Annotated in this window: 9 protein-coding genes; 6 read left to right on the top strand and 3 right to left on the bottom strand. The window is 54.8% G+C overall.

The features are described from left to right. Positions 1 to 64: 64 nt before the first annotated feature. A complete protein-coding gene (locus FBR45_RS12865) occupies positions 65 to 991 on the top strand; it encodes a heme-dependent oxidative N-demethylase family protein (protein WP_138502900.1) in 927 nt (308 codons plus the stop codon). 60 nt (positions 992 to 1,051) lie between these two features. On the opposite strand, the gene FBR45_RS12870 is transcribed toward FBR45_RS12865, so the two are convergent. After that, positions 1,052 to 2,740 carry a VRR-NUC domain-containing protein gene (locus FBR45_RS12870; RefSeq protein WP_138502902.1) on the bottom strand — a complete coding sequence of 563 codons (1,689 nt, stop codon included), beginning with the start codon at positions 2,738 to 2,740 and terminating at the stop codon, positions 1,052 to 1,054. A gap of 108 nt (positions 2,741 to 2,848) precedes the next feature. Between FBR45_RS12870 and FBR45_RS12875 the strand changes: the two genes are divergently transcribed. Both FBR45_RS12875 and FBR45_RS12880 read left to right on the top strand, forming a co-directional pair. Then, positions 2,849 to 3,841 (top strand): DUF2157 domain-containing protein, encoded by a 993-nt coding sequence (locus FBR45_RS12875; protein ID WP_138502904.1) that lies wholly within the window; start codon positions 2,849 to 2,851, stop codon positions 3,839 to 3,841. Continuing rightward, on the top strand, positions 3,828 to 5,054 hold the full coding sequence (locus tag FBR45_RS12880) for a hypothetical protein (protein ID WP_138502906.1): 1,227 nt from the start codon (positions 3,828 to 3,830) through the stop codon (positions 5,052 to 5,054). Before FBR45_RS12875 ends, FBR45_RS12880 begins: the two co-directional genes overlap by 14 nt. Before the next feature lie 297 nt (positions 5,055 to 5,351). Here FBR45_RS12880 and FBR45_RS12885 read toward each other — a convergent pair whose 3' ends face one another. After that, a complete protein-coding gene (locus FBR45_RS12885; protein ID WP_138502908.1) occupies positions 5,352 to 7,010 on the bottom strand; it encodes a carboxylesterase/lipase family protein in 1,659 nt (552 codons plus the stop codon). A gap of 323 nt (positions 7,011 to 7,333) precedes the next feature. Next, positions 7,334 to 8,116, bottom strand: coding sequence for an NUDIX hydrolase (locus FBR45_RS12890; protein WP_138502910.1), 783 nt, complete (start codon positions 8,114 to 8,116; stop codon positions 7,334 to 7,336). 83 nt (positions 8,117 to 8,199) lie between these two features. On the opposite strand from FBR45_RS12890, the gene FBR45_RS12895 reads away from it, so the two are divergent. From FBR45_RS12895 to FBR45_RS12905, 3 genes are all read left to right on the top strand, one after another. After that, positions 8,200 to 10,989, top strand: coding sequence for a PQQ-dependent sugar dehydrogenase (locus tag FBR45_RS12895; protein ID WP_246082220.1), 2,790 nt, complete (start codon positions 8,200 to 8,202; stop codon positions 10,987 to 10,989). A gap of 142 nt (positions 10,990 to 11,131) precedes the next feature. Next, positions 11,132 to 12,169, top strand: a complete 1,038-nt coding sequence (locus tag FBR45_RS12900; RefSeq protein ID WP_138502912.1) for a sugar phosphate isomerase/epimerase family protein — start codon at positions 11,132 to 11,134, stop codon at positions 12,167 to 12,169. Between the two features lie 227 nt (positions 12,170 to 12,396). Then, positions 12,397 to 13,584 (top strand): phosphoglycerate kinase, encoded by a 1,188-nt coding sequence (locus tag FBR45_RS12905; RefSeq protein ID WP_138502914.1) that lies wholly within the window; start codon positions 12,397 to 12,399, stop codon positions 13,582 to 13,584. Positions 13,585 to 13,621 lie beyond the last annotated feature (37 nt).

Raw genomic sequence — 13,621 nt, forward strand, 5'->3', positions numbered from 1 at the left:
CAGGCGTTACCTTTGCTGGCCATATGAACGCTGGCAACCGTAACGCCTGTTCAGCTACCTGCCTATGCTCCCGTACTTTCCGTTTGGCCCGCAGTTCAATGATAAGATTGGCACCCGCCTGCTGACCGACGCCGATCCACTGGTCGACGTAGATGATCACTACCTGACTGAAGTACTGCTGAAACGCCAGTTGCTAACCGGGCAGCCGGGCTATTACTACCAGTCGCAGCCGGGCCACGAGACGGCGCAGTGGGACGTACTGGCGCTGGTGCTGCAGCAAGCCGCCCGCCGGACCCCCGACGCCTTTACGCTGCAGCAGCAGGGGAACGAATGGCATTGGCAAAACCACCGGCTGAATGAAGCATACACGTTTACATTCGGCGATGCCACCACGCTTCCGCAGGAACCACTCGACTGGGTAGGTCGGCAGGTGGCCGAAGATCTGCTGGTGTTATCGGGAGAGGGCGTTCGGCTCGTGGCGGGGCAGTTGTGCTTCGGCAACGGCTGGTGTCTGGACGATAAGCTGGGATTACCCTTCTGGGCCATTCACGCGCCCATCAACCCCATTGTCGAGCCGATGATGCGGGCTGCGTCGGTCCTGATGGAGCGGCTACCCGCCGGCCGACCCGTCTGGCGGCTCAACTGGAGCCTCAAACTCAGCGATCAGCTCGACATGACCAGCCAGCATACGCCCGCGCTTGATCGGCTGCTGGCCGAACGGCTTCCTGAACTGACCCCCGATACCATAGCTCAACAGCTTTTTGTCCGTATCGAGCGGCAAACCCTTACCCGGCTTCAGCGATCCGGCGCGGTGCTGTTCGGCATCCATACCTACCAGAACCGACTCGACCGCGAACTGGCCGAGCGACCTGATGCGGCTCAGAACCTGGCCGCCGTGCTGGAAACCGCTCCGCCCGCCCTGCTCGACTATAAAGGCATCAGCCCGTTTCTAAACCCCCTGCTAGCAGGTCTGCGTAGCCGCAGGAAGTAAATGCGTCAGGGTTTTGGCCAAACGATGGTACCGGCCGTCGTGACCCGGTGGGGTCTTGTCTTACAGCTCCCAGATAACCCGCACGACCTTGCCGTGAACGCCGATTGTCTGGAAAAATTCGAGCCAGTGTAGTTGCTGAGGGCCGAGGTGGTCGGTGGGTGATTTAACTTCCACGAACTCGTAGTGACCGGACTGGTTCCAGATCAGCAGATCGGGAAAGCCACGCGTATGTTCGCGAACATTTCGGGCCATTTCGAGCAGAATGAGCCGGAGCTGTTCCAGGTCGAGTAAGTCGATGATGCGCTGAACCAGCGTCAGTAGCTCGTCCGACCAGTCGACGAGTACGTTGGTGATGCCGTACTTGGCGTTGAACATACGGCCCGTATGCCGTCGCCAGTCGTCGCGGGTGGTTAGTTCGGCCAGGCGCTTTTTGAGCAGTTCTTCGCGTTTCAGATAAAAATCGGGCAGGTAAAAGTCCGACGGCGCGCGCTGCAGTGGGTGATGAATGGCCGATACGTTGGCGTCGTAGATGATATCCCAGAACACTAGCCCAAATAGCCCACGCCAGGGATAGTTCTCGGTAAAAGCCGCATCGTAGCCCGACTCGAGGTAATAATTCATCACGCCAGCCTCTACATGATGCCGGTACGCGGCTGGTATGTTCAGGCTTTCGGCGTCGGACAGGAAACGGGTAGTGGCCTTGCGGGGGCGCTTTTTCTCGCCAACGCTCAGGATTTTCTCGCGGAAGTCGTTCGCAAAATAGCGTTCTTCGGCATTCAGGGGCGCTACGGCGATTTCGTCGCAAAGGGCCAGCGCTTCGTCGACGGCGCCGTTGCGGAACAGCAGCCGGACGCGTCGTTCGCGGGCCGGCACGCGGTCACTCAGTTCGTAAACAGCCAGGGCCTGCTCGGGTAATTTCTGCCGTTCGAGGTAGCCACCTACCTTACAAACCAGTTTCTGATAGCCCGGAATGGCAATTTCGGTCAGCTCAGGCCGGGTTTCGTTCCAGTTCAGAAACCAGTTGTAAATATCTTCGGCGGGCGTTTCGCTGGTTTTTAGTTCGTAAAATTCCTCGTTCGTCAGCGAGATCATCAGTTTGTCTTCTACCTCTTTGCGGGTACGAAAGCGGGCCGTCATTTTGCTGTCGTCGTAGCGCTCGAAGTTGACCATGCCCAGATCGCGGACCACAAAATCAGTCATGCTGCCGCCCCGGTTGCCGAAGAACAAGTACTTGACCATCATCCCCTCGGCTTCGAAATTCATCCGGATAACCGTTTCGTGGGTGGTCAGGCTGGTGACTATTTCGCCGAAATCGAGTTCATGTAATGCATACCGAACCACCCCTTCCTTCTTTTCCTTGTTGAGCGGGCGTACCTCTTCCGGTGAGAGTGGGAGCAGATCCAGGAGTTCGGGTTTAGTGAAAACGCCCAGGGCATCGTCGCCCATGCCTTCGTGGTGTGGCGACAAACGTTCGATAAAGCCAGCTGTCAGGAGTTCGCCAATGGCTGCCGGTAAGTCGGTAATTTCGGCATACTGCAGTTTGTTGACACGAAAAAAGAGTCCTTTTCGGTTACTGAGTCGTACGTATACACACTGGGCGTCGAGCCCGAGGGCTTCGAACCGGCGGATAAAATCCCACTCGGCCTCGTTAAGCAAGCCCCCGTACAGCCGTTTAACAAAGTCCAGCACGTAGCGGAAATTGTCGAGGTAATACCGGGGGGTAAGAATAACTTTCTGTCGTCCGACCATGCCAGGGGTTAGTAATTTGGCTTCCCGGTAGCTATTATCGGAAGACCAGTTTTGAAGCCGCCCGGCGGAGCCGTGCTGACCATATAGACAACAAAAAAAACGCTGGATATGTCCCCAACCGACAGCCTGAATGAGTTCGTAAAGCAAGGTATTCTATCGGCCCAGCAAGCAGCAACGATCGATCGGTTTGAGCGCGAAAAACCCCTTTCGCTGCACTGGGAACTGCGTTCGCTGCTGTATGGTGGTATCCTGCTGCTGAGTTCCGGGCTGGGCTTGCTGGTATACGATAACTTCGATCAGATTGGTCATGGAGCGCTGCTGCTGGCTATGGCGGCTGGCTGCGGAGCCTGCTTCTTTTTTGCCTGGCGCCACCGGCCCGACTGGATGTTCGAGCCAGCCCGAAGCCGCTCATCGTTTGGCGATTATGCCTTGTTGCTGGGCTGTCTTCTGTTTCTTACGCTGGAGGGTTATGCCCAGTATGCCTACACTATTTTCGGTACCCGATACGGGCTGGTCACCCTGTTGCCGGCGGTTCTGTTTTTGCCCCTGGCCTACCGATTCGACCACCGGGGGGTATTGAGTATGGCGCTTACGGCACTCATCTCGTGGGTAGGCGTCACCATACGGCCGCTCGAGCTGTATGTCAAAACCAACTTCTTCGATCAGAAAACGGTGTATTCTGCCATCGTGCTGGCGCTGGTGCTGATCGGGGCCGCGCTGCTGCTGGAGCGTCGGCGCATCAAGCCTCACTTCACGTACACCTACCTGACCATTGCGGGTAATCTGTTGCTGGTGGCGCTGCTGGGCGGGCTCTTCAATTTTGAGTCCGTTCGCCCGCTGTTCGGGTTGGTCCTGATCGGAACCTGCGTCGCCTTCGACCAGTTTGCCCGGCGCAAACGGGCTGTCGACAGCGGGCTGGTATTATTTATCCTGATGAGTGCCATTTACGGCTACATCGGTATTACCTACCTGGTGTTTCATTACTTGGATTTTACAGCCGCCAGCAGTTACTACTGGTATTTTATCCTGACCGGCATTGGCTTTGTAGCGTACCTGCTTAGCCAGTTGCCTAATCGGAAAACGACGAATGAAAGCGTATAACGACGAATGGATTTATAACCGGGAGCTGGTCCGACAGGCCGAACGGTGGCACAAACGCGGCCTGCTGACCGACGCGCAGATCCGCACCGTACAGCAAAACTACCCACAGGGATTCCGGCAAACGAACGGTATTCTGGAGGTAGGCCTGTTTCTGTTCACTACGCTGGCGATACTGGGTACGTTTTTACTGACAACAACGCTGGTGTCGGGTCTTCTCGACGAGCGAACCTCCTTCGGTACGGTGAGTGTCGTGTTCAGTCTGGGTCTGGGCGGGCTGGGGCAACAGCTGATCAACCGGCGGCTGCTCTACAGGAACGGCGTCGATAATGCCGTGGCGGTACTGACCGCTGGCTTTCTGGTGCTGGGGCTGCTGATGTTTCTGCCCGAAAATTTACGGCTGTCTACCTACTGCCTGGCCGCGTTGCCGATCCTGCTGGTGGCGCTTTGGTACTACGGCGATACCATACTGGCCTTTCTGTCGCTGGCTACGTTCTACACCTTTGTGTTCAACGGCATGCTGGCGTTCAGCTGGGGCAACGATGCGCTGCCGTTCGTGATGATGGCCGTGTCGGGCGGGTTATATGGCCTGTCGCGCGGTCGCTGGCTGGTTGGCGGGCCGGGCGGCACCCTGACCAAAGCACAAACCTATTATGCCGATCCGATCAACCTGATGGAGTCGCTGTCGCTGGTGGTGCTGATCGCCAGCGGTAATTATTTTGTGGTGCGCGAACTGAACGGCCTGTTGCTGGAGCCTACGCCCGACCGGCCCCGTTTTGCCGAAGCGCCCGAGATTGGTCTACCGGCCCTGTTCTGGCTGCTGACCTTTCTGATACCGGGCGCCTGCTTCGGCTACGGACTGCGGACGCGCAATCGAATTCTGCTGTCGATGGGGGCGCTGGGGCTCGTTGCGGCCGTGGCTACGCTACACGAATATGCCGCGATCGTATCGTTCAATACCGCGCTGACGCTCGGCGGACTGGCGCTGATCGGAATCGCTGTAGCCTGTATCCGGTATCTGCAGAGCCGCCCGGCCGACCAAACCCGGGGGCGCTTCTCGGATACTCCCGACGACGACTCGCCCGCGGGTATTCTGGGCCATGCTGACACGATAACGGCCATTCAGGCATCAGCCAACGCGCAGCAGGGACCTAAAGAAGGCGTCCGGTTCGGTGGTGGTAATTTTGGTGGGAGCGGAGGAGAAGGGAGTTATTAAATCGATTCACCTGGCCAGCAACTAAGCATTGGGCACGTGAGCCAATGCAGTGCAGGTCTGTCTATACCGTATTCTAAGCACATCCGACTTCGGTCTGAATGTGGCCATTGTAGCCGTAATGATCGGCGCAGAGACTGAACTTCACCCTTACCTATCTGACGCATTTGCACGGGTAAGCGTTGGAAGAGCTGATAAGCGAAAGAAGTCGAGCCAGGTCAATGGTAATTTGCTATGCATAAATCTGATATACAGATGTTTATCAATGGTTCTCTGCTAGGGAACCATTGATAAACTGAATTACACCAGCGCCTTGCGGGCTTCACGGTCGGGATCGTTGACCAGCACCGGGGCATCGTCCAGAACCATGGTTTCGCCGTTTTGGCTGGTATAAGGTTTCCAGGTGGGCAGGCCACCGCCGTTTGGGGTTCCTGTTTTCATGAAGTTGACGAACGAAGCGGCCATTTTCTCCGACAGCGCCCTGGGCCGCTTGCCGCCACCCGTGTGCGTAAGCATCAGGTCGGTGTTGTAGAACCAGAAACAGATATCATCGCAGTGGAAGGCCCGCATCCGGCCGTCGAAGAGTGGCGGTTGCCAGCCAAACCAGGCCAGGTATACAGGTGCTTTCTGCTGAGCGGCCTTCGCGTTGGCGGTGGCAATGGCGTTTTTCCGGTTCGAAACGATCAGCGCCCAGATTTCAATGGGACGAGCTTTCGGGAAATTCTTCGCGTAAGCCTCAACCACCTCGCCTGATTTTTCGCCGAAGCGGGGTTTAATCTTCTCCTTTACCTCGGCCAGCGAGATCGATTCCAGCGAAGCATCGGTACGACTGGGGCTCTGCTCGTGGAAGGTCGAACAAATAATCATTGGGATGTCAGCCGAAAAATGGTTCGGATCGCTGAAGAATGCACCGCCATCCATAGAAACTCCATCGGCGACAGGCGAATAGCCACCCCGTGGCATGTTAAGTCGCCGGGCTTCATCGGCCATTTTTTCGGCAGCCCGGTTGGCAATATCAATGTACTGCCGCCAGGGAATCTGCTGGAGCTTGTCGACTTCGCCCGGTTTAAGGCCAGCCTCTTCCATCACCTTCAGGCCTAACTTCTCGGCGTATTCCTTGTTGGTACCGGCCAGTGAGCTGCCGCTTAGCGCAACGGCCTTGTGAAAAAGCCCCTTTGCCGAAGGCATATTCATCAGCGTCGTTACTTTGGCACCCCCGCCCGACTGCCCGATAATCGTTACATTGTTCGGATCGCCCCCGAAGTTGGCAATGTTGTTCTTTACCCATTCGAGCGCGGCTATCATGTCCAGATTGCCCACGTTGCCCGAAGCCTCATGGCCACCAGCCGCTTTCAGGTGGGTATAACCCAGTGGGCCAAGCCGATGATTCAGTGAACAGAACACAACGTTACCCAGCCGGGCCAGGTTTTCACCGTGGTAGCCATCCTGCTCGATGCCGTTGCCATTGGTAAAACCACCGCCGTGCAGCCAGACCACCACAGGGCGTTTCTGACTGTCCAGCGCTGGTGTCCAGACGTTGATTTTCAGACAGTCTTCCGATACGTCGTCGTAGTTCCAGTGGTCGACAAACGAGGCATATACGTTGGCGTACCGTTTTTCCATGATCTGCGGAGCGGAGTTTCCCCACCAAAGTGTTGGCCGTACATCGGTCCAGGCGGTAGGCTTTTGCGGGGGCATAAACCGGTTGTTGCCCGACGTGTCGGCCCCATAAGGAATACCCAGAAACTGATGAATGCCGCGCAGTATAAAGCCCCGAACTTTACCGTACTGGGTGTCGGCAATGGCGATGTTGTCGCCTACAAATAAAATCTGATCGTCGCCAGCAGGCTTACTCTTTTTAGGAGGAAACGCAGCGGTAGCCGCCGATTCGTGCGTTACGCCCAAACCGGCCACGCCAACGCCCATTGAATGCAAAAAGTTACGTCTTGACGCTTTCATTATGGGGTATCTGTTAAGGTAAAGAGATGGTATAGCCAGTTATCCGAACTAGCCAGTGGTAACATATTGTCAAAGGAGCATAGTAAGGAAATTTTACTATAGTTCGAAAACTGGATTAATCGCTGGCAATGAGTGGTTTTGAGTTAATGTGGCTTATGCATTCTGAACGAAGTACCATAGCTTGGGTAGCCAGTCCAGTAAATGAGAAGTGGAGAACGCCATGAACGAATTACTGGCACGTATATTCATTACAATCTCCTCGGCAGGCGCCATTAGTCAGGGAACCAGGTGGAGAAATGCGTATTATTCTCCGGATGTACGGGCTAAAACAGAAACCGTTCTTCTTCTAATGCTTTCTGATACTGGTCCATATTGAACCGGTACAGATAAGGAGCTTTGTGTGCTTTTCCGTTCTGAAGTTTTTCCAGTCGTTCCAGAATGTCGTAGCTCAGGATTCGCTTTTGAAAATTCCGGCGATCCATCGATTGTCCCAGGATAGTCTCGTAGAGTTGTTGAAGCTGGGGCATCGTAAACTTGTCGGGCAGTAGGTTATAGCCAATGGGCTGGTAGCTAAGCTGACGACGCAGTGTTTTCAAGGCTACCTGAATCATCCGGTTGTGGTCGAACAGCAGGGTAGGTACCTCGTCAATATTCCACCACCGGCATTCATCGGCAAATAGATCAGGTGTCGGACTGGCTCTGGTAAACTCAACCAGCGCGTAATACCCAACCGAAACATCCCGGCTAATTAGATTCACATCCTTCGTAAACCAATCCGGTAAGCCCAACTTGGCTATGGCCTCCCGATTGGTGTAATGTCGATAGCGGGCCACATCGCCAAAGGTGTAGAATTGCTGCAAAAAAAGTTCGTGCAAACCCGTTCGCTCCTGCAAACTCCGATAGGCAGCTGCTTCCAGATCTTCTTCCTGGTAGATGCGGCCACCCGGCAGGCACCAGTGTTCGGTATGTAGCAGGCGCATCAGCAGTATTTTCAGCTGCCCATCGTGAAAGCCAAAAATGACCAGGTCCAGTGAAACGGAGGGGAGCGTCTGGGTGATGTACTCCTTAATTAAATTCAGTAGGAGTTCGCTTTTGGACTCTGCCATAGGAAGATAAAAATATTTTTAGTGTGTATTTTTTACACATTGATAAGAATCAAGTATCATTGTGTCAATAATACACACTGGCGATGAAACACTCTACTCTCTCTAACAGGCCACACAACATGATGGTTATTCTGGGTGGACTGGCTTTCGGATTATGGTCTTATTCGAGCCGACCGCTCAATGCACCCGGTGATAAACCAACCACAGTGCCACCCGAAGAAAACCGCTTTTCTAAAGTGGTGCTGGCCGAAAAACTGAACGAGCCGCTCGAAATGGCTATTCTGCCCGACGAGCGGGTGCTGCTGGTAGAACGGCATGGCGCCGTTCGGTTGTATTCGCCAGCAACGAAGCAACTGAAAACCATTGCAACCATCCCCGTCAGTACGAAGTATAAAGACAAAGAAGGCACTGAAACGGAAGCAGAAGACGGGCTTTTGGGCGTGAACATCGACCCGAATTTTACCCAGAACCATTGGGTGTATCTATACTACTCACCAGCCGGTACTGAACCCAAAAATAGTCTGACCCGCTATGAACTGAAAGGCGATGAACTAGTGCTTTCGTCCAGGAAAGTGATTCTGGAAGTACCCGTTCAGCGCGAACAATGCTGCCACACGGGCGGCTCCATCGACTGGGACCGCGATGGCAACCTGTACCTTTCTACTGGCGATAACACCAGTCCTCGCGCTACGCTATACGCGCCCATTGATGAACGGGAAGGCCGTAGTCCGTGGGATGCGCAAAAGTCGTCGGGCAACACGAACGACCTGCGAGGTAAAATACTGCGTATCCATCCCGAAGCCGACGGCACATACACCATTCCCGATGGTAACCTGTTTCCAAAAGGTACGCCCGGCACCCGCCCCGAAATCTACACCATGGGTCACCGAAACCCATACCGGATTTCGGTCGACAAGCACACCGGATATGTTTATTGGGGCGATGTGGGGCCCGATGCTGGTACCGATTCGGCAAGCGTAGGCCCAATGGCTGAGGATGAGTACAACGTGGCTCGTCGGCCGGGAAATTTTGGCTGGCCTTATTTTGTGGGCGACAACAAAGCGTATCACGATGTTGACTTCGCAACGAATAAAAGCGGGGCGAAGTTTGACCCGGCCCGTCCGATCAATGATTCGCCGAACAACACGGGTATGCGTGAGTTGCCACCCGCTCAACCGGCGCTGATTTCGTACCCGGCTTCCGAAACCAAAAAGTTCCCGATCATGGGTACAGGTGGGCGCAGCGCTATGGCAGGCCCGACTTACTATAAAGACGATTTCAAAGCGGCTAAACGCGCTTTTCCAGACTACTACGACGGCAAGGTGTTTCTGTTCGAGTGGATGCGCGACATGATTCTGACCGTCAATGTTGACGACAACGGCAAACTGTCCAATCTGGAGCGTTTCCTGCCGAACATGCCTTTCAGTCACCCGATCGATATGGCCTTTGGCCCCAATGGTGATCTGTATGTGCTGGAATACGGCACGGGTTGGTTTACCCAGAACGACGACTCGCGGCTAGTGCGCATTGAATACAACGGCGGTAACCGCAAACCCGCTGTGCAGGTAGCTGCCAGCCAGATCGCCGGCGCTGTGCCGCTAAGCGTAAGTCTATCGTCGGCCGGAACAAAAGATTTCGACAACGACGCGTTGACCTATCAGTGGAAAATCTACGCGAAGGGAAGTGGGCAGCCTACCGTGCTCAACGACGCCAATCCGTCGTTTACGTTCCGGAAGCCAGGCCAGTATAAAGTGATCCTGACCGTTACCGATGCTCAGGGCGCGTCGGACTCCCGCGAGCTGAACATTATGGCCGGTAACCAGCCGCCGGTTGTAACACTCAATCTGACCAAAGGCAACCGGAGCTTTTACTTCCCCGGCGAAGCCATTGCCTATCAGGCCAGCGTGACCGACAAGGAAGATGGTAGCCTGTCGACGGGGAAAATTCTGCCGAAACAGGTCGTGGTACGGGCGACGTATCAGGACGCTGGCTCCGCACCCAACGCTGACCCGGCGGGCCATAAATTTTCGGAGGCAACATACCTGGGCACCGGGAAAGTGCTGATGGAGAAGAGCGACTGCAAAGCCTGCCACTTTACCGATAAAAAATCAGTCGGGCCGGCCTTTCTGGACGTAGCCAAACGCTACCGCAGCGATGCTAATGCGGTGGCCAGCCTGTCGAATAAGATTATCAATGGCGGTGGGGGCGTATGGGGCGATGCCATCATGACCGCTCACCCACAGCTTGGCACAGCGGACGCGCAAGAAATGGTTAAATACATTCTAGCCCTGTCCGACAAGCCAGCCGAGGCTCCGTTACTTCCTACTAAAGGCAGCGTTACGCCTGCCAAAGACCAGAAGGGCAATCTGGTGTTGCGGGCATCATACACAGACAAAGGGGCCAACGGATTGCCGGCACAGACTACCGAGCAGGCACTGGTGTTGCGGAACCCGGTTCTGGCGTTTGGGGGCAGCGACAGTCAATCCAAAGGGACGATGCTCTATAAAGTAGGGCAGATGCCTGTCGTGATTGTCATGGCCTCCAACACGTATGTACAATTTAACCAGCTGGATCTGAGTGGAGTCCGGGCGATGGAGTTTTCGGTGGCCGCTCCCAAACAGACCCTGAACGCCGTGGGTGGACGCATCGAGGTGCATATCGATTCTCCGACCGGGCAGCTGCTGGGCCAAACCGAAGAGATTGAGCCTACGGAGGGCAAAGTGACAAACGCGAACGATGCTTTCAAGCCTACTGTGGTTAAAGCCCAAATCGCGCCCACAACCGGGATGCACGATCTATATTTTGTCTTTAAACATGACAAAGGATTGAGAGGAGCACTGTTTGTTCCGGTTACCGTCCAACTGCTCAACTAAGCCTGATTGCCACAGCAGAACGCTCATTGTAGCCCTGCCCCGTTGCTATGAATTGCGTCACCAGCGCAAACTGATTCACCAAGTTCATAAACAAGTTAATCATCTCTGCCTGTACTGGGTCGCTATTGACCAAACTTCTCCTATGCAAACTCGTCGCCAATTCCTGAACCAACTGGGCCTGTCGGCCGCTGGCCTGAGCGCAGCCGCCGTGCTGCCATCCTCAACGTTTGCTGCTTCAACCCTCCCGGCGGCAACTCGTCAGGGGCTTACATTTGAGATTTCGCTGGCCGAATTCTCTTTTGCTCCCGAGCTGTTCTCGGGCAAAATGACTAACCTCGACTTTCCGGCCAAAGCCAAAAACGAGTTTGGTGTCAACGTGCTCGAATACGTGTCGATGTTCTTCAACAACAAGCATACCGACGCGGCTTATCTGAAAGATCTGAAACAGCGGACCGACGATCTGGGCATGAAAAACAACCTGATTATGGTCGATGGTGCTAATCTGGCTGATCTGGATGCCGGCAAACGGAAGCAGGCCGTGGAAGCACACCGCCCCTGGCTGGATGCGGCCAAAGCACTCGGATGTAGCACCATTCGGGTCAATCTGGGCGACAGCAGCAAAGCCCTGTCCGGCGCACCTGACGACCCCGCCGACGAAGCCGCCAAAGCGGCCGCCGAGGGCTATCACAGCCTGCTCGAACACGCGTCCAGACAGAACATGACCGTGATTGTCGAAAACCATTTTGGCAACTCGACCAACATTGATTGGCTGGTGGGTGTGCTGAAACAGGTGAATATGCCCAACATGGGCCTGCTGCCCGACTTCGGCAATTTCTGTGTGCAGCGTAGCAAGCCCGAAACCAACGACATCAAGGGCATAATGGCCACCAAATGCCTCAAAGAATATGACCGCTACGAAGGGGTAAAAAAAATGATGCCCTACGTGAAAGGCATCAGTGCCAAAACGCACAAGTTCGACGCGGCCGGTAACGAAACCGAAACGGATTTTATGCGGATGTTCAAAATCATCAAAGAGGCTGGTTTCAATGGTTATGTGGGCATTGAGTACGAAGGTGGATTGATGCACATGTATAATCCCACAGGAAGCTATTTGTCGAGTAGCGAAGGCATAAAAGCGACAAAGGCTCTGCTCGAGCGCGTTCGGAAGGAACTGACGTAGCTGCTGGCTGACCATAGAGGCCGTTGTATTGGGCGCTGCGCTGCAACCTGTAAAACTAGCCCGTACATGGCCGAATCAGTCGGCCTGTTTTAACTTTATCGAGCTGGCCAGTCTGGTAACCGCTCATTGCCGGGGCTGGCTGCGGGGTATCCAGGTGGTTTTATGACAATTCATCCGGCGTAATTCCCTAAGTTTGGTCCCGTAAACCAAACCACGTGTTCCCGCGCATGAAAACCGTAGATTCCTACAACTTCGCTGGTAAAAAAGCTCTCGTTCGTGTCGATTTTAACGTTCCGCTCGACAAAGAATATCACATCACCGACGATACCCGCATTAAGGCAACGATTCCGACCGTGATGAAAATCGTGAACGACGGCGGTTCGGCCATTCTGATGTCGCACCTGGGCCGGCCGAAGGGTGGTCCGGAAGAAAAATATTCGTTGAAACACATCCTCCCTGCGCTGAATGAAGCGTTTGGGCGGGAGGTCAAGTTTGCCGACGACTGCATTGGCCAGACGGCTGCAGATTTGGCGGCAGCGCTGCAACCGGGCGAGATTCTGCTGCTCGAAAATCTGCGTTTTTACAAGGAAGAGGAAAAAGGCGATGTGGCCTTTGCCGAAAAGCTGGCAAAACTCGGCGATGTCTGGGTAAACGATGCCTTCGGTACCGCTCACCGCGCCCATGCCAGCACCGCCGTGATGGGCCAGTTCTTTACCGATCGCGTGGCTGGTTACGTCATGGAAGCCGAGCTGGTCAACGCCAAAAAAGTGCTGGGCGAAGCCGAACGGCCTTTTACCGCTATTATGGGTGGTGCCAAAATTTCGGACAAGATTCTGATTATCGAGAAACTACTCGACACCGTCGACAACCTGATTATTGGCGGGGGAATGACCTATACCTTTACCAAAGCGCAAGGTGGTCAGATCGGTAAGTCGCTGCTCGAAGCTGACAAGCAGGAGCTGGCGCTGGAGCTGCTGAAGAAGGCAGAGCAGAAAGGCGTCAAAATTTACATGCCTGTCGATAACGTCTGCGCCGATGATTTCTCGAACGACGCCAATCGGCAGGTGGTACGTACCGGCCAAATTCCTGATGGCTGGGAAGGCCTCGACATTGGCCCGGAAACGGTGAAACTGTTTACGGAGGTCGTGCTGGCTTCAAAAACCATTCTTTGGAACGGACCTATGGGCGTATTCGAGTTCGAAAATTTCGCTACGGGTACAAACGCCATTGCCGAAGCGGTGGTAAAAGCTACCGAAGAAAACGGTGCTTTCTCGCTCATTGGCGGTGGTGATTCGGCTTCGGCCGTCAATCAGGCAGGCTACGGCGACCGGGTGAGCTACGTCTCTACCGGCGGTGGTGCCCTGCTCGAGTACATGGAAGGCAAAACCCTGCCAGGTGTAGCGGCACTCGACTAAACGTCACGCAACGTAGCAACAACTAGCCCGAAAACAA

This window comes from Spirosoma lacussanchae, from assembly GCF_005870035.1.
GTDB classification, from domain to species: domain Bacteria; phylum Bacteroidota; class Bacteroidia; order Cytophagales; family Spirosomataceae; genus Spirosoma; species Spirosoma lacussanchae.

Bases quoted from the DNA above. Each gene is read 5' to 3' on its own strand.
- FBR45_RS12865 (WP_138502900.1), top strand. From the start codon at position 65: ATGCTCCCGTACTTTCCGTTTGGCCCGCAGTTCAATGATAAGATTGGC.
- FBR45_RS12870 (WP_138502902.1), bottom strand. From the start codon at position 2,740: ATGGTCGGACGACAGAAAGTTATTCTTACCCCCCGGTATTACCTCGAC.
- FBR45_RS12875 (WP_138502904.1), top strand. From the start codon at position 2,849: ATGTCCCCAACCGACAGCCTGAATGAGTTCGTAAAGCAAGGTATTCTA.
- FBR45_RS12880 (WP_138502906.1), top strand. From the start codon at position 3,828: ATGAAAGCGTATAACGACGAATGGATTTATAACCGGGAGCTGGTCCGA.
- FBR45_RS12885 (WP_138502908.1), bottom strand. From the start codon at position 7,010: ATGAAAGCGTCAAGACGTAACTTTTTGCATTCAATGGGCGTTGGCGTG.
- FBR45_RS12890 (WP_138502910.1), bottom strand. From the start codon at position 8,116: ATGGCAGAGTCCAAAAGCGAACTCCTACTGAATTTAATTAAGGAGTAC.
- FBR45_RS12895 (WP_246082220.1), top strand. From the start codon at position 8,200: ATGAAACACTCTACTCTCTCTAACAGGCCACACAACATGATGGTTATT.
- FBR45_RS12900 (WP_138502912.1), top strand. From the start codon at position 11,132: ATGCAAACTCGTCGCCAATTCCTGAACCAACTGGGCCTGTCGGCCGCT.
- FBR45_RS12905 (WP_138502914.1), top strand. From the start codon at position 12,397: ATGAAAACCGTAGATTCCTACAACTTCGCTGGTAAAAAAGCTCTCGTT.